Origin of the sequence: Corynebacterium belfantii, assembly GCF_041898185.1 — a bacterium.
GTDB classification, from domain to species: domain Bacteria; phylum Actinomycetota; class Actinomycetes; order Mycobacteriales; family Mycobacteriaceae; genus Corynebacterium; species Corynebacterium belfantii.
The window spans coordinates 2614258-2636482 of record NZ_CP157823.1 but is presented as its reverse complement, the minus strand read 5'-3'; the positions used below and the strand labels follow the sequence as shown (position 1 = coordinate 2636482).

Sequence of the window (22225 nt, the reverse complement as noted above, 5' to 3'; positions counted from 1 at the left end):
GTGCAATAAGCTGGAGAACTTGTGGAAACTGATACGTACCTGCAACCTTCCGACCTAGTCGGTTGCCGCTACCGCCAAGTGCAGCGATGGCGCTTCCCAGACGTATCGGTAACTGAAAACTCCCAGCTCAGGCGCGAACGCCTCCTCGACGCCCGCCGAACCGTCTTTGATCTGTTGCCCACCAAGCCCCAAATCGGGGATCCCCAGCACTTCCTGCGCATTGATCTTCGCCCCGATTACCCAGCTCGTGTAGACCACGAGGATGTGTGGCAGACGTATCTGCAGACGCTGGAAGCTATCGCCGACCAAGCCACCATTATTACCGGCGCAGTCCTCATCGGCGAGAGCGCGGGGGTTGCGTGGCGCGCAGAACTCGATGCGCTGATCCGACGCCCTGATGGCTGCTACCTGCCCCTGCTCGTGTCTAACCATCGCGTCGCGCGCCCAGCTCGAAATGCCGCGGATCAGGCCAAAACGGTTCGGATGATCGCCACAGCCCGCTTGGGGCTTGGTCGATCTTATAAGGTGGCCACCAAACTCAAGCATCACTCCATTGACTCGTTCACGTTGGGCCTTGCTGCCCAGGCGCTCGATAGCCTCGGGGTGGGATGCCGGCGGGCTCTTATTATTGGGCAAAGCCGTGAGCAAGCGTTTGTGCTCAACACTGATTATTTTCAGCAGGGGCTCACTAATGCGTTGTGCGCTACGATTCCAGACGTGCCGCGTCGGGTAAAGGAGTGTGCTAGCTGCCGGTTTGTGGATCTGTGCGGTGAGCAGTTGCGGGAGCGCGATGATGTGAGTTTGTTCCTCAGTGGCGATCGCGCTGATCCGTTCCGCGAGCGGGGGATTGACACGGTCCAAGGGCTTATCGACGCCCGCCTCGGGCGCCCTTCCGAGCTTGCGGCGGCATGGCGTGCCCACATCCCTGTTCTTGCTGTGACTGAACACGTGGATCACGAACGCTTTGACGTTGAAATCGACATCGACGTTGAGGCCTACCTCGACCATGGTGCCTATCTGTGGGGTGCCTACGACGGCGATACGTACCATCCGTTTGTGACCTGGGAGCCTCTTGGTGGGCAGGCGGAAGGAGAAAACTTCGCGCGGTTCTGGGCGTGGTTGATGGGGCGTCGATACACGGCCGAGCAGGCCGGACAGACCTTCGGGGCGTTTTGCTACTCCGCGCACGGCGAAAACCACTGGCTGCGCTTCAGCGCGCGCCGGTTCCACGGCAAAGTAGAAGGAGTGCCCAGCGAGGCCGAGGTGCTCGCCTTTATTCAATCAGGGCAGTGGCACGACGTGTTCGTGGCCGTCAAGAATAATCTTGTGGGCCCTGAAGGGCTAGGGCTGAAGATTGTGGCTCCCGCGGCGGGGTTTAGTTGGGAGGCGAACGACGTGGACGGCGAGGCGAGCGTGAACCTCTACCGTGAAGCAGTCGGACTCGATACCCACGTTGATGCGGAGACGAGTGCGAATGTGCGCGCGACGCTGCTGAGCTACAACGGTGACGATTGCCGTGCGACCGCCGCTGTGCGCTCGTGGTTGAATGCGGGAGCACTTGGCGTGCCATTGTTGAGCACAATGCTGCATTGATACTGTTACACGCGTGATGAATAACTGCGACGAGCATAGCTTGCTGCGTTTCCTCCGCTGGCGTGGCACCGTGGTGGTGGCTTGGCTGGTCCTTGCGACGATCCTTGTTCTAGGTGTGATGGATCATGACGCTCTCTTTATGCGTAAACCCATCTATGGCTTCGACTCGCTATTTATTTATCACTACGACTTCGGCGTGTACTTCGAGGGGGCGAAGGCCTTTGCCGAACACAAAAACTTGTACACGCAGGGCTACCAAGTCCACAACATCAGTCTGCCGTTTACCTATCCGCCGTTCGCGGCGCTGGCGTTCGTGCCGTTCACGATCCTGCCGGTGCGCGTGGCTGCCCTCCTTTTCGACCTCGGCTCCGTGGTTGCCTTGTGGTGGTGCAGCGTCCTTGTTACCCGCACTATTGCAGGTCAGCGCCCCGAATGGACGCGTATCGACGCCTACCGCCTTGGGCTCGTCGTTACCGCAGCCGCCGCAGCGCTGGAGCCCATGCGCGAAAATATCTGGTTCGCCCAGATCAACGTCTACCTCATCTTGCTGGTGCTGATCGATACCCTCGCAAGAAAAACGCTGCTGCCCCGTGGTGTTTTAGTAGGAATTGCCGCGGCCATCAAACTTACCCCAGCGGTTTTTGGCCTGTACTTCCTTATCAAGCGCGACTTTAAAGCCACCGCTTGGTCTGTTGCCTCCGGCGTGGGGATGAGTGCACTTGCCTGGGGAATTTCCCCAGAAAACTCTCGCAGCTACTGGCTCGATGTGCTGCACGACTCCAGTCGCATCGGCGAGTTGAGCTGGCCGTCCAATCAGTCCTTGAAAGGCGTGCTGGCGAGGCTTTTCGGTGCAGATACCAGCGCCGTGCCGTGGGCTCTGCTGTGCGTGGTGACCATCGCGCTGATCGCCTGGATCATGCACAAACTGCTTGCGCAGGGAACGTCGCAGGCAGTGGTGGCTGCTGTGTGCGTGAATGCCTTGGTCGCCTTGCTGTGCTCGCCGGTGTCGTGGAGCCACCACTGGCTCTGGATCGTCTTTGCAGTTCAAACTGCTCTTTTGGTGCTGGTGAACCAAAAAGATGCGCCACGACGCATGCTCGCGGCAGGCGCGCTATTCGGTGTCGTGGCAATGATCTGCCAAGGGCACTGGCTGCTGCCTCGAAGCGACCGCGCCGCTGAGCGCTGGCCGTTATGGCAACACATTATTGGTGATAGCTACGTGATCCTAGCCGTTGCCACCCTCATGGTGATTGCCCTGTGGTTGGCAAAGCCGTGGACGGCTGCGCAGGATCGTAGATACGCAGCCATCACCACCGGCGTGCTGGCGATCTACGCACTTGCGTGCGGTGCTATCGCTATTAGCTAGCTCTGTACGTTTTTGCGCACGAGCTTTTCAAAGGTGTCGATGTAGCGCTGCACAAAGGCTGCGGTGTCGGGGACTAGCTTGTCGCCGTCGAAAAGCGTAGGGGATTGACCGAGGAAAACCTCAGGCTGGCCGGTAATAGGCATCTCAAAGTAGGACAGGGCAAGGCGCAGGTTCTTGTGCGCGCTGTAGCCGCCCATACGGCCAACGGAGTGGCTCATGATGCCGGCAGGCAGGCCGGTCCACGAAGGGGTGGGCTTGGAGCCGACGTCGACGGCGTTTTTCAGGCAAGCTGGGATCGTACGATTGTTTTCCGAGGTGACAAACAAGATGGCGTCGCAACTTTGGATGGTGTTGCGGAAGTCAATGTACTCCTGCGGCGGGTTGGCCTCGAGGTCGGCGTTATAGAGCGGTAGATTGCCGATTTCAATGATCTGGCCCTCGAAGTCCTCGGGGAACATGTCGATGGCGTTGAGAGCAATTTTACGAGCGTAGGACTCCTCGCGGAGGCTTCCTACTAAGACACCAATTTTCATGGGCTTCCTTTCGTTGCTTATGGGAAGTCTTTAGTCTATCCTAGAGTTCAAGTCATTGAACAATAGTGTTTAATTGCATTCTTCCGTTCTGTATGGCCGAAAGATAAGGAGTGTTATTGAGAGTTTCTTTCCTTAGTTGAGATGTGCGAAAGGCCCCCTGGTTATAGGGGGCCTTTGAAAAAGAGCTTTGTTAGCTCAGAGTCACAGTAGCGAAATGCTACTGAGTGCTACGTAAGCTTACGTGGGTTTACTTGGTAGCAGCCTCGAAACGAGCAGCAACGTCATCCCAGCTGAAGACGTTCCACACAGCCTTGACGTAGTCAGCCTTCACGTTCTTGTACTGAAGGTAGAAAGCGTGCTCCCACATATCGAGCATAAGAAGTGGGGTCAGGTTAGCGGAGATGTTGCCTTGCTGGTCAGTGAGCTGCTCGATAACCAGACGGCCACCGATGTGATCGTAGCCGAGAACAGCCCAGCCGGAGCCCTGCAGACCAAGAGCCGCAGCAGAGAAGTGATCCTTGAACTTCTCAAAAGAACCGAACTCCTGAGCAATTGCCTCAGCCAAAGCGCCGGTTGGCTCGCCGCCACCGTTAGGGGAGAGGTTCTTCCAGAAGATGGAGTGGTTGGTGTGGCCACCCAAGTTGAAAGCCAAATCCTTGGACAAAGCGGTGACAACAGCACCGATCTCACCGTTCTCGCGAGCCTTCTGCAGCTTCTCAAGAGCAGCATTTGCACCGTTCACGTAGTTAGCGTGGTGCTTGGAATGGTGCAGCTCCATAATCTCAGCAGCGATGTGTGGCTCGAGAGCGTCGTATGCGTAATCGAGTTCAGGAAGGGTGTACGTCATTCTTCGTTCCTTTCGTTGGATGTGCCTACCATGATAGGTGAATCCTCATATTTGGCAACAATTATTTGGCGAAATGTGTCTTTCGTGGTCAGAAAAATGAAGTATTGCACGAAATTGTGGAACATAATTCCTAAAGTGCACGTTGATGTCGATATGGGATGGTTATTTGGCGCACCGCGCTTAGTAGAAGAAAAAGACGCACTCAAAGGCGGACCACACCCGGTCCTGCCCAACCCACAGCCACACGCTGTACTAGGAACCCTTCGAGGTCAACCAGGCACCGAAACCATATATATAGGTATCGGCTGCTACTGGGGAGCAGAAAAACTGTTCTGGGAAACCCCAGGCGTGGTGTACACCTCCGTAGGCTTCGCCGGTGGAATCACACCGAACCCCACCTACCGCGAAACCTGCACCGGACGCACCAACCACACCGAAATCGTTGAAGTCGTCTACGACCCAACACAGGTCACCTTCGACGAACTCGTGGTCAAAGCCATGGAAGCACACGACCCCACCCAAGGCTACCGACAAGGCAACGACACCGGAACGCAGTACCGCTCCGCGATCTACACCGCCGGCCCCAACGCCGAACAACAAGCACAACGCGCCCGCGAGATCGTAGAACACTACGCCCCCAAACTTGCCGCAGCCGGCCTCGGACGCATCACCACCGAAATCCTGCCACTCGCCAGCACCCCAGCCGGCGAATACTACATGGCCGAGGACGAGCACCAGCAGTACCTGCACAAAAACCCACTAGGATACTGCCCGCACCACTCCACCGGAGTGGCCTGCGGAATCCCAGAGGCGTAGTTCTAGGGCTGCAATGAGAAAGCTTATGTCGCTAAGGAGGACTAGATATTTCGCTGGACAAACTCCGTCGTGAAGCTGAGAAATCAGCGGAATATAACGTGAGGTAGCGGTACTACCAACAATTAACGGGCTGAAACCGATGAAATATCGGAATCAGCCCGTTAAAACTTAGATATCTAGAATTACACAGCTCCCATTTCCGAAAACTAATTCACATCACAACCGATATCTAGTGCTCGCACCGAATGCGTAAGCTCTCCCACCGCTAAATAGTCAACACCAGTCTGCGCATAAGATAAAGCAACATCTAGCGTTAAACCGCCTGAAGCTTCTATTTCTACAGGGTGTGGAGCTTTTCGGCACATATCTACGGCGATTTTTACTTGGTCAACAGACATATTATCGAGCAAAATGAGTCGCACTCCCGAGTCAAGGGCTTCGGCAACCTGTGTCAGCGTGTCACATTCGACTTCAATCGATATGTGTGGATGTGCTTTACGAATAATAGATACACAATCTTTAATCCCCCGATAAGCTATGTGGTTATCTTTGATCAAGGCAGCATCCCCAAGCCCCATGCGATGATTTATTCCTCCACCGCATACCACAGCATATTTTTGCAACTGCCTAAGTCCAGGCAGCGTTTTGCGTGTATCTCGAATGCGAGTTTCTGTACCTGCGACTTGCTTGACCCATTTCGAGGTATGTGTAGCTATTCCTGATAAATGCGAAACTATGTTGAGTGCAACGCGCTCTGCGGTAAGAAGAACACGCAGCGGGCCAGAAATCCTTAAGATGACGTCTCCTGGGGCGACCACCTCGCCGTCCTCAATCAGAACTTCGGTGTCAATTCGCATTTTCAATTGCGTAGCGTACGTGCGAAAAACTTCCTCTGCTATCCTAGATCCGGCCAGAACCCCATGGGCACGTGCTACAAATTGCACCTCGGCTTTTTCTAGCCCAAAAATTGCTTCTGTTGTGACGTCAGGACCATAACATAGATCTTCATTAAGGGCATTGTTTATAACATCCATGGCTGCTGTCCTACCGCTTCTTTAACCAAACGAAGATTACATGCATCGAGATTTTCCATAACGCGCGCACGCGGAGTGGGTTTTGTATATTCATGGTTTTTATTCAGCCCAGTTGCAACGAGACGCCCCATAGTTACTGCCTCAGTAAGGGAATTGGAAGCTAATCTATTACTGCCATGCAACCCAGTGCACGCAACCTCACCAACCGCATACAAACCATCTATTGATGTGCTCCCGTCAATATTTGCGACCACACCGCCACAGTGATAATGTGCGCCTGGAGCAATGGGAATGCGATCTAGGTCATACCCCTCAAGTTGTCGTGCAATGGCTGGGAATTGCGTCCAATCAACTTTTTCGCAGTTCAGGATTGCATGACCACCAGCTTTCCAGATCGCTGCTGAGACAATATCTCTCGGTGCCAATGGAATCGTTGTTCCATCAAATAATTCAATCACCGCGCCAGCTCCTCGCACTGCTTCGGAGATAAGTACCCCACTGGGGGAATCAAGAACGGTCGGGTGAAATTGGACGTATCGCATATTTTTAGTACGAGCGCCTGCGCGAATGGCCATGGCTAGGCCGTCGCCAGTAGCCGTTACTGGATTGGTAGTACGCCCGAAAATTCTACCGATTCCACCAGTGGCCAAAACCACGATATTTGTTAGTAGCTCCCCGATACGGCCATTCTCATCCTGTACACGAATGCCGCACGCGGCTGTGCCGTTAGTAAGAATATCTACAGCTCTAAAGTGCTCTGTGATTTTGATTCCCATTTTTTTTGCGCGGGTCAATAAAACTGCATGCATTGCAGCGCCAGTGGCACCATCCCCAGTGTTATAAACCCTTGCAACAGCATGGCCGCCTTCGCGGTGCAAAACTGGACTAAACGGCATTCCCCAGGATCGGAGTTCATCGATTACTGCAGGTGCCTGCTGTACCATTTCTCGAACCATCAAGGGATCGCAATAGTGTCCAGCCTTGAGAGTATCTTGTGCATGGCTTTCAAAAGAATCGGGAGGTTCCACGGCAGCAAGCCCCCCTTGAGCCCATGCTGTAGCGCATTCATCTACAGTAGTTTTTGTCAATATGACTGGGCTTATGCCTCTCTCAGCTAAACTAATCGCAGAGCGAAGCCCTGCTGCCCCGCCGCCTACTATAACGGCATCATGCTCTTCAATATAATCGGTAGAGCCAAGATCAACTTCGAAGATCATAAAGCGATCATCGCCTCAACGGCTCCACGTGCACGTTGGGCTAAAACCGGATCAACGTGTACCTCATGGTGCCCTTCGACTAGCGCTTTTTCTAGTTTTTCCATTGTTATCATTTGCATAAATGGGCAGGCAGCATGAGGATTGACTGGAATGAAATCAGTCGCTGTGTTGGCTTTACGTAGTTGATGCAGCATCCCTATTTCTGTTGCTACTAGCACTGTGGATGCGGCAGTTTTTCGTGCTGCCTCCATCATCCCCCCAGTAGAGAGGATTCTTGCTTGTGGAATATCCCCTTGGCTAGCTAGCCAGAGCGCCGAGGTTGTACACCCGCATTCGGGATGGACATATAGGTCTGCTTGCGGGTTGTTATGTGCCATTTCCGTAATATGTGTCGGAGATATATCGGCATGAACATGGCATTCCCCAAGCCACACATGAATGTTTTTTCGTCCAGTTTCGCGCTGAACATGGGCTCCTAGAAATTGATCCGGAAGGAATAGGACATCGCGATCAGGGTCGATTGATTCAACCACGCGCACAGCGTTTGAAGAGGTGCAACAGACGTCGCTGAGAGCCTTAACTTCTGCCGTGGTATTGACGTACGCCACTACGGCAGCTTCAGGATGTTCAGCTTTCCATGCGCGTAGTTGTTCTGCGGTAATTGAAGACGCCAACGAACATCCAGCTTCAGGTTCGGGGATAATTACACGTTTCTCGGGACTGAGAATCTTTGCAGTCTCAGCCATGAAATAAACTCCGCACAACACAATTGTGCTTGCTTGAGATTCGGCGGCAATTTTTGCCAAGGCTAGAGAATCTCCGACGTGGTGTGCCACATCTTGAATCTCGGGCGTCTGGTAGTTGTGAGCCAGGATGAGAGCATCGTGCTCATTAGCTAGATCCATCAAATTCATGGATAGCCCCTTTTCGACTGTCGGGCGATAAGTGTTTTTACAGTATCATCTGCTTTATGGGCTCTACAAAATCTCGACCACTGCGCGATGCTAATGGGACACCGAAATTTCGACACGAATCCATTGCCTGCGTGTTCCGAGTCCATCCCCAACAAGGCGTGGATGTTCTAACTGTTATCCGATCGCGACCGCCGTATACCCATATGTCAGCTCTGCCAAGTGGTGCTTTAGAAACTAATGAGATGTTAAAAGATGCATGCTTAAGGCATCTATATCTTAGCGGCGTGCACCCGAGCATGGTCAGCCACATTGAGCAGCTAGATACCCGAAGTGCTATAGACAGAGACCCCTACGACCGCACCATTGCAACGGCGCATCTCTGTCTTATCCCTTGGGATATTGACCCATCTGTTACTAACGGTAGCTTTACCCCCCTTGTTGATCTGGATGAGCTAGCCTTTGACCACAAAAATATTATCGAACAAGGTCTATATCGTTTAAGGGCAAAGCTATCTTATTCCAATATTGGTTTTGCCTTGGCACCTCGTTTATTTACCATTTCAGATTTAGCTAAAACATATAGTCACGTCCTTAACTACAATGTTTCTCCCACCAATCTTCAACGAATACTTACACGGCGCAATCAACTGCAGCCGACCACCGCGCGAGCAATAGGCAGCGGTCGGCCAGCTCGACTTTTTACTTTTACTACCGATCGCCTTGAAATAACCGATCCATTTGCAACCCTCAAGCCTACCGAATCTCGGAAGTGCAAATCCTAAAGTGAAACCGAGAGTAATCGGTGGTGATGAGCTCGTGGGATGAGGTTACGGCGAAGAAAGCTGTCCGCGGATAGTAGATTGCTACTACCGCATAACTGATTCTGGGTGATGCGTGCTAGAGAAGCCACTTTCGTAGGATGGTTTCCTTTGCAATGCCGTCCTATTTAGGGGGTTTGGTTTGGGGTGCACTTGGGGTTGTAAGGTATATCTCAACACGAAAAGCAAATAACACGGGCATATTCCAACATTATCGGGCATAATGGGATGTGGGTCCCGATCCCGCTGTGCACGATACTGCCACACTGCTGCACACTAGGCACACTAGAGGCTCACGAGCCGATCACGAATTTTAGAAAGGTCATTGTGAAGAACATCGTCGGAAACAAGGTCGTTCTCATTGGAGCGGGTGACGTGGGAGTGGCCTACGCATACGCACTGGTCAATCAGGGCACTGTAGACCACCTCGCCATCATCGACATCGACGAGAAAAAACTCGAGGGCAACGTGATGGATCTCAACCATGGTGTGGTGTGGGCGTCGTCACGTACGAAGGTTTCTAAGGGCACCTACGCCGACTGTGAAGACGCGGCCGTCGTTGTCATCTGTGCAGGCGCAGCACAAAAACCAGGCGAAACCCGCCTTCAGCTCGTCGACAAGAACATGAAGATCATGAAGTCCATCGTGGACAACGTCATGGCCAACAACTTCGACGGCATCTTCCTCGTAGCCTCCAACCCAGTCGACATCCTCACCTACGCAGTATGGAAATACTCCGGATTCGACCACCACCGCGTCATCGGCTCCGGTACCGTTCTCGATTCTGCACGCTTCCGCTATATGCTCGGCGAGCGTTACGACGTCGCCCCAAGCTCCATCCACGCCTACATCATCGGCGAACACGGCGACACTGAACTCCCAGTCCTCTCCTCTGCAACCGTCGCCGGCGTATCCATGCGCCGCCAGCTGCAAAAGAACCCTGGACTCGAAGAGGAACTCGAGAAAATTTTCGAAGAAACCCGCGACGCCGCCTACACCATCATCGACGCCAAAGGCTCCACCTCCTACGGCATTGGCATGGGGCTAGCGCGCATTACTCGCGCCATCATCCACAACCAAGAAGTAGCGCTGCCTGTCTCCGCCTATCTGGAAGGACAGTACGGACAGGAAGACATCTACATTGGTACTCCAGCCGTGATCAACCGCGGCGGACTCAACCGCGTTGTGGAACTCGAGCTCACCGCCCACGAAATGGAACGCTTCATCCACTCCGCAAATACCCTCCGCGAAGTCCAAGAGAAGTTCTTCCCACCAGCTAACTAGGACGCTCATTTTTGATAAGTGAGTAGTTCGTGCCAAAACTTTTCTACGTCCGCGGCGTTTCCGCAGGTCGGAGATATTAGAAAAGATTTAATTTGGCACGAACTACTCACTTTCTGTTTTTCGCCCACGGAGTAGTCTCAAAAATATGGAGATCATCGCACACCGCGGATTTCGGGGCCGCTACCCAGAAATGACAGCACAGGCATACGAAAAAGCCTGCGAGCTGCCCATTCATGGGGTGGAATGCGACGTCCGACTCACCGCCGACGGCCACCTCGCCTGCGTCCACGACCGCACCCTGCTGCGCATTGCAAGCTGCGGACTTGTCGTCTCAACCGCAACCATGGACCAGCTCAGAGAACACGGGATAATCACCCTCGACGAGCTCATCGACATCCTCCCCGAGGACAAACACCTCTATATAGAAACAAAACACCCCATGCGCTACGGAGTCATGGCCGAAGAACAAGTCGCACTACGCCTGCGCTACCGCGGCCTGCTCCACGACCCCCGATTCCACCTCATCTCCTTCTCCCACGCAGCGATCCGGCGCATGGGGCGTATCGCGCCGGGCTTTGACACCATCTACTTGCGCAGAGAATGGGAACTACGCTACAACCCCAAAGACTTCGCCATCTCCCGCCCATCTGCGTGGGGACTTTCCCTAGCCCATGCGAAGATACTCCCCCAGCTCATCGGCCGCGATGGCAAAAAGACCTACATGTGGACGGTTAATGACGCCGACGATGTACGCTGGGCACGCGACAACGGGGTGCAGTTGCTGGCCACGGATTACCCGGATGTAGCTCTTGAGGCGCTCGCCCAATAGACTTATCCGTTATGGCTAAGAAAAAGAAGAAGGAACAGCTGCCTGAGGGCATGAGCCGCAGGCAGGCTAAGTTGGCGGCTCGTGCCGCCGAGCGCGCCGCTTTTGAACGCGACCCCCGCCCTTATGGCGGTTTCTCCTTTGAAACCGACCTCGTGGCAGTGCAGGAATTTGTCCCCTCTGCTATCGCAAAGATCGAGGTCGAAGGCCTGGAAAACGTCTACTTGTGCACCGTGCTGCCAGGTGGCTCCGCAGCGCTTGTGCGTGAAGAGTCCGCCGGCGGCGAAGTGTTCGTCGCATTGCAGACCCAGGCTCGCTCTCAAAACCCGAACCGCGACCTCGCATACGCCCTGAACTGGGCAAAGACCGCTAAGCCTGGCGACATCCTAGAAAAGGGTCTTGCAGATGGCACCGAGCCAAAGCTTGCGGAACTGCTCAAGGACCAAACCCTTAAGATCACCGAGTACTCCAACTTTGATTGGTGGCTCCCAGAGGGCACGACCGTGAACCCCATGCAGGCCCAGGCTATCCAGGCTGCTAACGATTCCGTCTTGCCTTCCGCGCGTGTCGACGCCCCCGTCCCCGGCACCGTCTGGTGGATCAACCCAGGCGAGAAGGCACATATTCGTTGGGTCCGCGCCGAAGCTGAGGATGCGCTGCTGCGTGCCCTCGCTCGTATCGCTGCTCGTGGCGAGCTCAAACTCGGTGAGGAGACCAAGTTCGCAGGCGCATTCCGCACCCACGGACTGGTCGTACCAGTGTGGGACCTCGACCCAGAGCGCGCACCAGAAAGCTACGCCGACGACCTCGTTGCGTTGAACGAGAAGATCGAAGCAGAGCTAGCTAACGACGCCCAGCTCACCGCCGATGAGCGCAAGCAACTAGAAAACATTAAGTCCCGTCAGGTGACCATCCGCTGACGCGGCACCGATAACAAAAGGAATGCCACCAAGGATCATGCGGTCCTGGGTGGCATTACTGCTATTGGCACGTTGACGTGAAGCTGCGGTCGTTGTTCTTCCAACGCTCGAAGGCATCTGTGATCGCCTTGGTGTAGGCTGCGGCACCTTCGGGACTAGGGTGGATTTGGTCTTCACGGAGGTACTCGGGGTGGCCTTGGGCTGCGCCGCACCAGTCGGCGATGACGACGTTGTCGTGGGTGGCGGCTGCGTCGAAAATTTGTTGACGAGCATCGGGTATCCATGTGCGGTCACCGTAGGGGAGAACCATCACAACGGTGTGGTCGGGGCCGATCTTGTTCAGGATCTCCTCGATCTGGCCGTCGAAAGCTTGGCCGTTGGTGCCAAAACCTAGCACTACCCATGGGCGTACGGGGAGAGTGTCGAGCAGCCCGAGGACTGCTGTGTAGTGGCGGGAGACGGCGGCGTCGACAAAGCTGCCGGGGTAGGTGCTTTGGATGGCATCGCTAGACGCGAGCATGACGGAATCGCCGATGGCCACGATCTCCTCGCCCTCAGGCAGACGACGACGCTCCGTTTCCGCCAACAACTGTGCCTTAGCGCGCTCCTCCGCGGCACGCGCCTGCTGCTCCTCCTGTTGTGCCTGCAAACGCTCCAAATCCATTTGCAGCGCAGTCTTTTCAGGAGCACTCCACAACGCCACAGGAACGAACAGCAACAAAACCGCCATCACAGTAGGAAGCGAAAGTGTGCGCATGGGGTGGGTCTGCTTCCACCACTCGCCAAAGTAGCGCTGGTATCCTTGACGACGCAGCGGATTCTCCACCGCGTGATACGACCACTCTGCGAGAATTGCGGAGAACACCGCCGATAGCAGTGCGATCAGAATCGAATGAGACTCCATCACCGAGGCCAACAAGCTGACCACCGGCCAGTGCCAGAGGTACAAACTAAACGACCGACGACCCAGCCAGCGCAGCACTGGGTTGGCCATGATCCTGGAAACAACACCGCGCTCATTGACCACCGACCACAATACGATGGCCGTGAGCAGCGAACCCAGCACAATGATTCCACGGTACGTTGTAGGGTGCGTCGCGTTAACCGCCATGAGCATAACCAGCAGCCCGACCAGCGCAAGTGGGCCAACGATCGAACTAATCCGGCTTTGGCGTATCGACGCCGGCCACGAATCCCCCTCAGTGCGACTGGTAATAGCAAACGCCAAAAACGCGCCAATGAGCAGGCCAAAGGAGTGGGTGTCGGTGCCGTAATAAACACGAGACGGATCCACCTCAGGGTTATAGGCAAGCGCCATCCACACCGCCGACGCGACAGCCAACAAGAACGTGAGAATCAGCGGAACAACGCGCTTGCTCAGCGCGACGACAGCCACGAAAATTAGGGGCCACACCACATAAAACTGCTCCTCAACCGCCAGCGACCAGTAATGGGCAAAGACCTGCACACCTGCGTCGGAGAAGTAACTTTGACTCTGGGCGATCTGAACCCAGTTGTTGGCAAAGAGTAACGAGCCGAGGAACTGTGAGGTCAACCCCACGGCAACGTCGCCACCAATGGCGGCCGTGACCACACTGACCGTGATCAACACTGTGACCGCGGCAGGAAGAATGCGCCTAGCGCGACGTACCCAGAAATGCTTCAAGTCAATACGGCCGGAACCCGCGTGCTCGCGAATAAGCAGGCTGGTGATTAGGAAGCCGGAAAGCACAAAGAAAATATCGACTCCCAAGAAGCCACCCGGCAGGGCGGCGCCATAGAAGTGATAGACGATCACGGCCAAGACAGCGATTCCCCGAAGTCCGTCAATGCCCGGTACGTTTCTAATTCTCATGCTCTGCTTTCTCGTTTGATAGCGTGCAAGAATGAAAATCTACTAGGCAAAAAAACTATTAGCAACGGAGCTAGTCATGTGGGTAGCGCCTCTGCTTTATTAGTGGTAGGGGGTACGGTGATGCACATTAAATCTGTCGGATGATAGGTTATAAGACACGCTTATTGTCAGGAAACTCCGGAGCACAGCATGAATACGCTCATCGAAACCCTTAATTCGATCATCTGGTCACCCTTCCTTGTTTTTCTCTGCCTCGGAGCAGGCCTGTACTTCACCATCGCCACCAAGTGCGTTCAAGTAACCGGCCTCCCCGACATGCTTCGTCAGCTCCGCGCCGGTGGAAAATCAGCAAACGGTGTGTCCTCCTTCCAATCCCTCATGATGTCCCTCGCCGGACGCGTGGGCGTAGGAAACATCGCCGGTGTAGCAACCGCCATCGCCTTCGGCGGACCCGGTGCCGTGTTCTGGATGTGGGCCGTTGCCTTCCTCGGCGCTGCCACCTCCTTTATCGAATGCACCCTCGCCCAAATCTACAAAGAGCGCGACCAAGACACCGGCGAATACCGCGGCGGACCGGCCTACTACATTGAGAAAAGCCTCAAGCACACCAAAGCAGCCCCCTTCATGCTGTTCTACGCCATCGCCTTCGCAGTGGTCATGATCTTCTCCACCAGCTACTTCATGCCGGGTGTGCAAGCCAACGGTGTGGCGTCGGCAATGCACAACGCATGGAACCTTGACGTTCGCATCGTCGGCGCATTCCTTACCATGATACTCGCCCTCATCATCTTCGGCGGGGTGAAGCGCATCGCCTGGTTTGCGTCGTTAGTCGTGCCCTTCATGGCCGTGGTCTACATTATCATCGCGCTCGTGGTGCTCTTCATGCACTTCGACCAAGTCCCACACGTATTTGGCACCATCTTCAGCTCCGCATTCAACGCCAACGCCACCTTCTCCGGACTCCTCGGCTCCGCCATCATGTGGGGCGTACGCCGCGGAATCTACTCCAACGAAGCTGGCCAAGGGCTCAACCCCCAAGCCGCAGCCGCAGCCGAAGTATCCCACCCCGCAAAACAAGGCTTCGCACAAGCCTTCGCCGTCTACGTAGACACCCTCTTCGTCTGCTCCGCAACCGCCTTCATCATCATCTCCACCGACATGTACCGCGTCTTCGAAGGCGGCACTGAAGACAACCCCGTGCGCTACGCAGGCTCTCTACCAAGCAACACCCCCGTGGGACCAGGATTCGTCCAACAAGGCCTCGACTCCGTCGCCTCAGGTGCCGGATCATCCTTTATCGGCGTAGCCATCCTCTTCTTCGGCTTCACCACCATCTTGTCCTACTACTACATCTCCGAAACCAACTTCACCTACCTCATGCGCTGGATCTCCAAAGCAACCGCAAGGCGCGCCACCATCTTCAGCCTGCGCTGCCTGATGCTGGTATCCGTTTGGATCGGTGCAGTATCTACGCCAGGTGCTGCATGGGCATTGGGTGACATTGGAGCAGGTGCCACTGCATGGCTCAACGTGATCGCCATCCTGATCTTGCAAGTCCCAGCTATTAAGTGCCTGCGCGACTACAACGAGCAGAAGAAAGCCGGACTGGATCCACAATTTGATCCTGCTGCGGTGGGAATCAAGAACGCTGAGTTCTGGGATACGTACAAAGCTCGCTAACGGCGGCTAGATGCCAAAAGTGAGTAGTTCGTGCCAAATTAAATCTTTTCTAATATCTCCGACCTGCGGAAACGCTGCGGAGGTGAAAAAGATTTGGCACGAACTACTCACTTTGTGCTTTTGGGCCACTAACGCAGGGAAGCGAACAGCTCCTCGGAAGCGACCTCGTCCCACAGGACCACATTTCCGACGTCATAATCAGCAAAACCTGCATATGGCACCGTCACTGTTTCCACACCTTCGCGCATAGCGAGCGCCACCCGGGCCAAATGCCACGCATGATCCTTCTTACCCACAGTGAACGAACCCGCCACAGTATTAATCGTGGGCATGATGCGGAAAGGATTAACCAAAGTCGACGTGGAGGTCAATTTGTTGACCAAAGCTGCAAAGAATTCGCGCTGACGCTGCACACGGTCAAGATCACCCAGAGCGGTGTGGCGGGTGCGCACATAACCCAAGGCAGTGGGGCCGTCGACTTTTTGGCAGCCGGCGGCGATGTTGAGGCTGGCGAGGGGGTCGTCGATAGGTTCGGCGGGGCATACCTCGATACCACCAACCGCGTCGACCACATTGGCCAACCCGCCCATACCGATCTCGGCATAGTGGTTAATGCGCAGGCCAGTGGCATTTTCCACGGTTTGGGTGAGCAAAGGCGCACCACCGTAGGTGAACGACGCATTGATTTTGTCCATGCCGTAGCCCGGGATTTCCACATAGGAGTCACGCGGGATCGACATCAATGTGGCCTTGCCTGACGACGGAATATGCAACACCATGATCGTGTCCGTGCGCATGGAACCGATGTCGCCACCCGTGCCCAAGCGCTGAACATCCTCCTCGGACAGGCCGCTGCGGGAGTCAGAGCCCACGAGCAGCCAGTTCGAGCCGGAAGTCTTCGCAATGTGCTGCGGCGGTGCGGCCTGAACACGATTGAGCCGAGTGTCTAGCCACAACGTGCCAGCGATACCAAGAACCATCACAATGACCAGCGTCCACACCAAGCCCGTGATGCAGCCGCCTGGGCGCAAACGACGACGCTTCTTGGGTTCTGCGGGAAGCGTGACCTGGCTGCGACGGTAGCGTCGATTAGGTTCAAACCCAGGCTGACCAGGCTGCACGGGCTGTGCAGGCTGTTGCTGCTGGTAGTACTGCTGTGCGCGGTAGCGTTGCTGCTCTTCGGGGGTAGGAATGTATTGCCGCGGGCGCTCCTGCGGAACAGCTCTGTGCTGGGCTGGCATTTGGGTGGTTTCCGTGCGGATTACCCGCGTTGCTTCGCTAAGCTCAGGGCGGCGTGGTGCGGAGCGTCGCCTCCGGATGGGGCGACCGTAGCGGTCCAAGAGGGGTTTTCCATCTGAGCCGAGAAGGAATTCGCCCTGATTACGCTGTTCATCCATGTGTTAGAGCATACAGTGCTGGTGCAGGTCAGCCGTTAATAATGGCGTAACCGACGAAGGCAACGGCGTCGATAAGGAAGTGGCCGATGATTAGTGGCCAGATGGATGTGGGGCGGTAGCGCAGATAAAACCAACCATAGATAAGTCCCATGATGACATTGCCGATACCTGCGGAAACGCCTTGGTAGAGGTGGTAGCTGCCCCGCAAAAGGGCACTGGCAACCAAGGTGAAAATAAGGCCGTGGTTGAGCTGGTTCAACCTTGTACTCAGCCACTTGACCACGACGATTTCTTCGGCGAAGGCGTGGGCGAAAGAAAACAGCAGCAGAACGGGGATGGTCCAAAAGTGTTCCAGTGCTGAGGGGATAACTTCCTTGCTTAGCCCGAGGTGAACCGCCGCATAGTAGAAGCCCAGACCTGGGATTCCAATAATGGAGGCAAGGCCTACACCCCAACCCAAATCAGTGCTCCGAGGCTTTCCTAGGCGTTCGCCTAGGAGGAAGAGGGCGAGTAATCCCCACGTCATGATGGTGGCAGCGCCGCATAGTTGGAGGGCAAAGTCGAGCCAGGCGGCGGTGGCGCGTGGGGTGTTGAGCGTCACGCTTTGGGTGTTCAGTGGGGTGGAGAGGGCGTCGATAAGCGTGAAAATGGAGCGCAGCCCCGCCATGCCGAAGGTCAAGGCGAGGACGAGCGCGACCTCGTAACGTAGCCGGCGAGTGCTCATAAGTCACCTGCCAGGCCGAAAAGCTCCGGTACGCTGCAGTGAAGCGCCCCTAGGTGGATGTTGCGCCCCCCATACGGCATGCTGAGTGCCGCCGCCCCAGACATGTTGAACATCGTGGCCCACGGAGTCCACTGGGTTTGGGTATGAAAATCCTGCTCAGGGGACATCGCGGAAAAGTAGCCCACTGCCGGCGGGTCGAAGGCCAACACAGGGGAGAGCACCGCGTCGACATCCCAGGCGGCAAGAAGCTGCGCACGCACCGACAAAAATTCGGCTATCGCCTCCGCTTTTCGACGCCCCCCAATGCGGCCACCACGATCCCGCAGCCACGACACCAACGGCGATGCCTCACCATGAATCTTGGCAGAGCGCAACGCAAGAATGTCAGAAAACGCCGCAAACGGTGCATCCCCATACGGACGCTGCACCTCAACTACCTGATGTCCCGCCTGCGACAATGCAGAAGCCGCAGCATCGACCGCCGCCAGCATCGGATCCGCAACAGAAACCTCAGCATGAACCGGCTGCGTTAATACTCCCACCCGCAACGGGCGGTGAACTGGGGTTATGGCGTGGAGGAAGGCGACGTCGGCAAGCGTGCGCGTAAGAAAACCCTGCGTCACCGGTACCGCCCCCGCCGTATTATGCGGCGGCTTAAAACCCACCAACCCACAACACGCAGCAGGAACACGCAACGAACCCCCACCATCAGAACCATGCGCAGCCCGCACCAAACCACGAGCCACCATCACAGCAGCACCACCAGAAGAACCACCAGGCGTATGGCCCTCAAACACCGGCGCAGGCTGATTCACCGGCTCCGTATAGGCAGTCAACCCCAACTCAGGCGTCAGACTCTTACCCGGCACCACCGCACCCTCAGCCATAAATCGTGCCACAAACGCATCCGTCTTATGAGGGTGCGTTACCCGATAATGCGAACCAAACGTCGTAGGCATCCCAGCCACATCAGACAAATCCTTCGCTGGGATAATCCACCCTGACAACCGCCCACGCGCATGCTCTGCCTGCTCATGGGCGGCATCCGCATCAAAATAACAAAAACCATGATCTGAAGCAGACATCTGAGCCACCTGTGCTGCAAGGAGATCAATCTGCTCATGGGTAGGCATGACGAATACCTTACCGGCCAGATAGAGTAAGACGCATGAGGATTGCCTATCTCGGGCCAGAAGGAACATTCACCGAAGCCGCACTGTGGAAATTTGCCACCCGCCTCGGACTAGAAACCGTCGACACCATTGCGGCCACCAACCCCCGCGAAGCGATCGCCGCCGTCGCCACAGGAGAAGCCGACTACGCCTGCGTTGCCATCGAAAACTCCGTTGACGGCCCCGTCACCCCCACCTTCGACGCCCTCACCACCATCGAAGGCGTGCGCATCTTCCACGAACTCGACCTCCCCATCGCCTTCGCCATCATGCAACGCACCGGCGCACCCCTACGCCGCTTTGCCACCCACCCCGTGGCCTACCAGCAGGTAAAAACCTGGCTTGCCGCCAACGCACCCGCAGCCGAATTCGTCCCCGCATCATCCAACGCCGAAGCCGCCCGCATGGCCAAAGACAACATCGTGGACTTTGCCGCAGCCCCCGCCCGCGCCGCCGACGTGTACGGGCTTAACATCATCGCCGACGGCGTTGCCGACGTCACCGGCGCTCGCACTCGATTTGTCCTCGTCGGACACGCCGACACCCCGACCCCACGCACCGGCCACGACCGCACCTCCGTAGTGTTCACGCTCAAAAACGAACCCGGCAGCCTCGTCGGCGCACTCTCCGAATTCGCCATGCGCGGCGTAGACCTCACCCGAATCGAATCCCGCCCCATCGAAGAAGGCCTAGGAACCTACCGATTCCACGTGGACATCAACGGGCATATCGACGACCTCAATGTCGCCGAAGCACTCCGAGCACTCTACCTACGGTGCAACGCGCTAAAATTTATCGGTTCGTGGCCAGCCATCTCCGGCCAACCCGTCACAGCAGTCGACCCCACCGTCGCACAGGCCGCATCCGCATGGGTAGAAGCAGCCCGCAACGGTGCCTAATCAGAAAGAAAAATAAGGAAACAATCTTGGGACGTCTCATCCTCATGCGCCACGGGCGCACCTTTGCCAACGCCGCAAAAGTCCTCGACACTAGGCCCCCAGGCGCCGAACTCAGCGTTATCGGCCGTACCCAAGCCGACGACGCCGGCCGCAGCCTTGCAACACTGAGCCGAGACATCCGCACCGTGACCTGCTCCATTGCCATCCGCACCCAGCAAACAGCAGTAGCAGTGCTCAAATCCTACGAAGAAACCCTCGGAATCGCGCCGGGCACCATCCCGCTCAGCATCAACGCCGATCTCCGCGAAATCGACGCCGGATCCATCGAAGGCAACACCGACAGACACTCCCACGACCTATACACCCACGCCCTTCACAGCTGGATGAACGGTGACCGCAGCGCAGCCATGCCCGATGGTGAAACCGCAGGCCAAGTAGTAGAACGCATGCGTCCCATACTCGAAGAACTCGCCACTCACGACGGCGACCACCTGATCGTGAGCCACGGCGCAGCCATGCGCATTGTCACCCGCTTTGGCACCAACGTCACCGCAGACTTCGCACTCCAGCACTACATCGACAACACCTCCACCATCGTCATCGACCCGACCGGAGAATACGGCCAGTGGAAGCTGATTACCTGGGCAGGGGCGGAGCTAGGCGCCGAATAGTGCTAACGGCACCACGGCGACTCCGTCGCTACGTCGATATGCGCGGTTGCCAGTTGTCAGAACAACCATATCGACCACATCATCCGGCAGTTGTTCTTTTAACCAGTGAAGATGCGCGACATCGTCATTTTTCACATCAGCGGTGAGCTTTACCTCGATAGCTACAAGATCGCCGTCTTGATTCGACGCAATGAGATCAACTTCATGGTCTCCGCGTCGAGTACGCAGGTGCCTAACGGAACCAAATTGTGATTCCGCGGCGACTCGAACGCTTAATGTAGCTAATGATTCAAATAGTGGGCCCAAAAAATGGCGATAACGCTCTGTAAACAGACGATTAGCTGGTACTCCTAAAAGACGAAGGACAAAGGCAGGATCAGCCAATTGGTGTTTTGGTGCTTGTGCGAGTCCAGCAAGCGGCGATCGTACAAAATCCCATGCCGGAACCTCGTCAAGCATCCAAATCTCAGTCAACTTACTGCGATATAGTGCAGCAGTTTTGCGGGCTGGCTTATCGCTTTCGCCTGGACTAGCAGCATTAAGGATTTCTGAATAGCTCATGGTGGTTGACGATGCTGCAGCATACGCGCGCATCCATCCTAAAAGTCCTGCTCGATTGCGCACGTTGTACCCCTGCTCAGGGAGATCCCGATCAACGATTCTTTCAATATAAGAGTCCAACTCCACGTTGATGGCGCGTTGTGGCTGTTCATTAAACCCTGGAAAACCGCTTCGTGCGATTTCTGAGACATAGTCGTTAAGCGTTAAATCTGTCGTTCCGCTAATAGGGGCATTGCCAAGAAAAAGATCAGCCAAGCTCACAGTGGCGGAGTGTTCTCTTCGCTCAAAAAGCGCCATGGGGCGCATACGGATAGAAAGGATACGGCCTGCTCCACTGTGGGTATCTATTCCTGCTTGTGGCGTTGCAGAACCAGTCAGCAAAAATCGCCCTGGTGTGCGCTGCGCATCAACGCCTCTGCGAACAAAATCCCAGCATTCAGGCATTCTTTGCCATTCATCGATGAGGATGGTGCCTGTAGAAAAACTTCTAAATTCTGGATCGGCTTCAAGAAGCTGACGATCACCGGCGCGGTCTAATTGCAGTAGATGTTCACTGCGCCGAATTGCTGATTCTGTTTTCCCCACTCCTTTTACGCCTCCGACCGCAATTGCTCCGGAAAATTGAAGCATTTCATCGAGCTGATTATCAATGGCTCTAAGCTGGTATTTCATCCCTAAAGGATACCATTTTGCGGCAACGAACTACCCCATTTTGCGCTCGCGAAGGATGCAAATTGTACAAGGGTTTAGGCGTAGCCAAGGCGGTGCAGATCGTCCTCATCGAGCCCAAAATAGTGGCCGATCTCGTGCATAACCGTTACACGTACTTGCTCGACCAGTTCTTCGCGGGAGCTGCAAAAATCCTTGAGAGCTTCGCGATAAACCGTGATGGTATCGGGTAGAAAACCAGTGTGGTCAAAGGTGCGCTCGGTCAACGCAACACCGTGATACTGGCCGAGGATATAAGGGGACTCCTCGGCATAGTCGCTGACGAGGAATGCAAGGTTTGCGATGCGGTCGGCGACGGGATCGGGGATGGCGGCGAGGGCTTCGTCGACAAGCGTTTCAAACTCCTCGTGGGAAATCTCAACCATGGTG

At 55.6% G+C, this 22225-nt stretch carries 21 protein-coding genes; 10 read left to right on the top strand and 11 right to left on the bottom strand.

Annotated elements, in window-relative coordinates; genetic code table 11:
- Nucleotides 1-21 precede the first annotated feature (21 nt).
- Both ABMV07_RS13010 and ABMV07_RS13005 read left to right on the top strand, forming a co-directional pair.
- Complete coding sequence (locus ABMV07_RS13010; protein ID WP_197688801.1) at nt 22-1593, top strand: TM0106 family RecB-like putative nuclease; 1572 nt, start codon at nt 22-24, stop codon at nt 1591-1593.
- 16 nt (nt 1594-1609) lie between these two features.
- Nucleotides 1610-2959: a glycosyltransferase 87 family protein gene (locus ABMV07_RS13005; protein ID WP_197690875.1), complete on the top strand. Its 1350-nt coding sequence runs from the start codon at nt 1610-1612 to the stop codon at nt 2957-2959.
- On the opposite strand, the gene ABMV07_RS13000 is transcribed toward ABMV07_RS13005, so the two are convergent.
- Together ABMV07_RS13000 and ABMV07_RS12995 are read right to left on the bottom strand one after the other, a co-directional pair.
- Nucleotides 2956-3492, bottom strand: coding sequence for an NADPH-dependent FMN reductase (locus tag ABMV07_RS13000; protein WP_088267118.1), 537 nt, complete (start codon nt 3490-3492; stop codon nt 2956-2958). The two genes, ABMV07_RS13005 and ABMV07_RS13000, sit on opposite strands and share 4 nt — an antisense overlap.
- A gap of 247 nt (nt 3493-3739) precedes the next feature.
- Entirely contained in the window at nt 3740-4339 is a 600-nt protein-coding gene (locus tag ABMV07_RS12995) for a superoxide dismutase (protein ID WP_196981153.1), read from the bottom strand.
- Nucleotides 4340-4492: 153 nt separating this feature from the next.
- Here ABMV07_RS12995 and msrA point away from each other — a divergent pair, with 153 nt between their 5' ends.
- Nucleotides 4493-5155, top strand: a complete 663-nt coding sequence (msrA, locus tag ABMV07_RS12990) for a peptide-methionine (S)-S-oxide reductase MsrA (protein WP_010935710.1) — start codon at nt 4493-4495, stop codon at nt 5153-5155.
- Nucleotides 5156-5361: 206 nt separating this feature from the next.
- Here the strand turns inward: msrA and nadC are convergent, their stop codons facing one another.
- The 3 genes from nadC to nadA are packed head-to-tail and all read right to left on the bottom strand — an operon-like array spanning nt 5362 to nt 8320.
- Nucleotides 5362-6189 (bottom strand): carboxylating nicotinate-nucleotide diphosphorylase, encoded by an 828-nt coding sequence (gene nadC, locus ABMV07_RS12985; RefSeq protein WP_014319530.1) that lies wholly within the window; start codon nt 6187-6189, stop codon nt 5362-5364.
- Nucleotides 6177-7406, bottom strand: coding sequence for an L-aspartate oxidase (locus tag ABMV07_RS12980; RefSeq protein ID WP_088267120.1), 1230 nt, complete (start codon nt 7404-7406; stop codon nt 6177-6179). The genes nadC and ABMV07_RS12980 overlap by 13 nt, the downstream gene beginning before the upstream one ends.
- On the bottom strand, nt 7403-8320 hold the full coding sequence (gene nadA / locus ABMV07_RS12975; RefSeq protein WP_088267121.1) for a quinolinate synthase NadA: 918 nt from the start codon (nt 8318-8320) through the stop codon (nt 7403-7405). Before nadA ends, ABMV07_RS12980 begins: the two co-directional genes overlap by 4 nt.
- Nucleotides 8321-8376: 56 nt before the next feature.
- On the opposite strand from nadA, the gene ABMV07_RS12970 reads away from it, so the two are divergent.
- The 4 genes from ABMV07_RS12970 (at nt 8377) to ABMV07_RS12955 (ending at nt 12168) form a co-directional block, all read left to right on the top strand.
- A complete protein-coding gene (locus ABMV07_RS12970) occupies nt 8377-9102 on the top strand; it encodes an NrtR DNA-binding winged helix domain-containing protein (RefSeq protein WP_197690872.1) in 726 nt (241 codons plus the stop codon).
- Nucleotides 9103-9465: 363 nt separating this feature from the next.
- Nucleotides 9466-10422, top strand: coding sequence for an L-lactate dehydrogenase (locus ABMV07_RS12965; protein ID WP_004567410.1), 957 nt, complete (start codon nt 9466-9468; stop codon nt 10420-10422).
- Nucleotides 10423-10567: 145 nt separating this feature from the next.
- Complete coding sequence (locus ABMV07_RS12960; protein WP_082261561.1) at nt 10568-11251, top strand: glycerophosphodiester phosphodiesterase; 684 nt, start codon at nt 10568-10570, stop codon at nt 11249-11251.
- An 11-nt stretch (nt 11252-11262) separates the two neighbouring features.
- Nucleotides 11263-12168 carry a DUF5926 family protein gene (locus ABMV07_RS12955; RefSeq protein WP_374064707.1) on the top strand — a complete coding sequence of 302 codons (906 nt, stop codon included), beginning with the start codon at nt 11263-11265 and terminating at the stop codon, nt 12166-12168.
- A gap of 61 nt (nt 12169-12229) precedes the next feature.
- On the opposite strand, the gene ABMV07_RS12950 is transcribed toward ABMV07_RS12955, so the two are convergent.
- Nucleotides 12230-14023 carry an acyltransferase family protein gene (locus ABMV07_RS12950; protein ID WP_374064706.1) on the bottom strand — a complete coding sequence of 598 codons (1794 nt, stop codon included), beginning with the start codon at nt 14021-14023 and terminating at the stop codon, nt 12230-12232.
- A gap of 189 nt (nt 14024-14212) precedes the next feature.
- Here ABMV07_RS12950 and ABMV07_RS12945 point away from each other — a divergent pair, with 189 nt between their 5' ends.
- On the top strand, nt 14213-15703 hold the full coding sequence (locus ABMV07_RS12945) for an alanine/glycine:cation symporter family protein (protein ID WP_374064705.1): 1491 nt from the start codon (nt 14213-14215) through the stop codon (nt 15701-15703).
- Nucleotides 15704-15831: 128 nt separating this feature from the next.
- Here ABMV07_RS12945 and ABMV07_RS12940 read toward each other — a convergent pair whose 3' ends face one another.
- From ABMV07_RS12940 to ABMV07_RS12930, 3 genes are read right to left on the bottom strand one after another with little or no spacing between them, the layout of a single operon-like run.
- A complete protein-coding gene (locus tag ABMV07_RS12940; RefSeq protein ID WP_374064703.1) occupies nt 15832-17100 on the bottom strand; it encodes an LCP family protein in 1269 nt (422 codons plus the stop codon).
- A 28-nt stretch (nt 17101-17128) separates the two neighbouring features.
- Nucleotides 17129-17824, bottom strand: coding sequence for a CPBP family intramembrane glutamic endopeptidase (locus tag ABMV07_RS12935; protein WP_374064702.1), 696 nt, complete (start codon nt 17822-17824; stop codon nt 17129-17131).
- Nucleotides 17821-18957, bottom strand: a complete 1137-nt coding sequence (locus ABMV07_RS12930; protein WP_197692680.1) for an amidase — start codon at nt 18955-18957, stop codon at nt 17821-17823. The genes ABMV07_RS12935 and ABMV07_RS12930 overlap by 4 nt, the downstream gene beginning before the upstream one ends.
- 35 nt (nt 18958-18992) lie before the next feature.
- Here ABMV07_RS12930 and pheA point away from each other — a divergent pair, with 35 nt between their 5' ends.
- Both pheA and ABMV07_RS12920 read left to right on the top strand, forming a co-directional pair.
- Complete coding sequence (gene pheA / locus ABMV07_RS12925; RefSeq protein ID WP_374064700.1) at nt 18993-19895, top strand: prephenate dehydratase; 903 nt, start codon at nt 18993-18995, stop codon at nt 19893-19895.
- A 44-nt stretch (nt 19896-19939) separates the two neighbouring features.
- Nucleotides 19940-20566, top strand: a complete 627-nt coding sequence (locus ABMV07_RS12920) for a histidine phosphatase family protein (RefSeq protein ID WP_088267131.1) — start codon at nt 19940-19942, stop codon at nt 20564-20566.
- On the opposite strand, the gene ABMV07_RS12915 is transcribed toward ABMV07_RS12920, so the two are convergent.
- Complete coding sequence (locus tag ABMV07_RS12915) at nt 20552-21799, bottom strand: ATP-binding protein (protein WP_374064699.1); 1248 nt, start codon at nt 21797-21799, stop codon at nt 20552-20554. The genes ABMV07_RS12920 and ABMV07_RS12915 overlap by 15 nt on opposite strands.
- Before the next feature lie 74 nt (nt 21800-21873).
- The gene (locus ABMV07_RS12910; RefSeq protein ID WP_088267133.1) at nt 21874-22221 is read right to left on the bottom strand and encodes a metallopeptidase family protein; all 348 of its coding nucleotides are present in this window, start codon (nt 22219-22221) and stop codon (nt 21874-21876) included.
- Nucleotides 22222-22225: the final 4 nt, after the last annotated feature.

Coding starts and splice junctions, on each gene's coding strand:
- msrA (WP_010935710.1), top strand. CDS start 4,493: ATGGGATGGTTATTTGGCGCACCGCGCTTAGTAGAAGAAAAAGACGCA.
- nadC (WP_014319530.1), bottom strand. CDS start 6,189: ATGGATGTTATAAACAATGCCCTTAATGAAGATCTATGTTATGGTCCT.
- ABMV07_RS12980 (WP_088267120.1), bottom strand. CDS start 7,406: ATGATCTTCGAAGTTGATCTTGGCTCTACCGATTATATTGAAGAGCAT.
- pheA (WP_374064700.1), top strand. CDS start 18,993: ATGAGGATTGCCTATCTCGGGCCAGAAGGAACATTCACCGAAGCCGCA.
- ABMV07_RS12960 (WP_082261561.1), top strand. CDS start 10,568: ATGGAGATCATCGCACACCGCGGATTTCGGGGCCGCTACCCAGAAATG.
- ABMV07_RS13005 (WP_197690875.1), top strand. CDS start 1,610: ATGAATAACTGCGACGAGCATAGCTTGCTGCGTTTCCTCCGCTGGCGT.
- ABMV07_RS12945 (WP_374064705.1), top strand. CDS start 14,213: ATGAATACGCTCATCGAAACCCTTAATTCGATCATCTGGTCACCCTTC.
- ABMV07_RS12995 (WP_196981153.1), bottom strand. CDS start 4,339: ATGACGTACACCCTTCCTGAACTCGATTACGCATACGACGCTCTCGAG.
- ABMV07_RS12910 (WP_088267133.1), bottom strand. CDS start 22,221: ATGGTTGAGATTTCCCACGAGGAGTTTGAAACGCTTGTCGACGAAGCC.
- ABMV07_RS12955 (WP_374064707.1), top strand. CDS start 11,263: ATGGCTAAGAAAAAGAAGAAGGAACAGCTGCCTGAGGGCATGAGCCGC.
- ABMV07_RS12915 (WP_374064699.1), bottom strand. CDS start 21,799: ATGAAATACCAGCTTAGAGCCATTGATAATCAGCTCGATGAAATGCTT.
- ABMV07_RS12970 (WP_197690872.1), top strand. CDS start 8,377: ATGGGCTCTACAAAATCTCGACCACTGCGCGATGCTAATGGGACACCG.
- ABMV07_RS12920 (WP_088267131.1), top strand. CDS start 19,940: ATGCGCCACGGGCGCACCTTTGCCAACGCCGCAAAAGTCCTCGACACT.
- ABMV07_RS12940 (WP_374064703.1), bottom strand. CDS start 17,100: ATGGATGAACAGCGTAATCAGGGCGAATTCCTTCTCGGCTCAGATGGA.
- ABMV07_RS12935 (WP_374064702.1), bottom strand. CDS start 17,824: ATGAGCACTCGCCGGCTACGTTACGAGGTCGCGCTCGTCCTCGCCTTG.
- nadA (WP_088267121.1), bottom strand. CDS start 8,320: ATGAATTTGATGGATCTAGCTAATGAGCACGATGCTCTCATCCTGGCT.
- ABMV07_RS12950 (WP_374064706.1), bottom strand. CDS start 14,023: ATGAGAATTAGAAACGTACCGGGCATTGACGGACTTCGGGGAATCGCT.
- ABMV07_RS13000 (WP_088267118.1), bottom strand. CDS start 3,492: ATGAAAATTGGTGTCTTAGTAGGAAGCCTCCGCGAGGAGTCCTACGCT.
- ABMV07_RS12930 (WP_197692680.1), bottom strand. CDS start 18,957: ATGCCTACCCATGAGCAGATTGATCTCCTTGCAGCACAGGTGGCTCAG.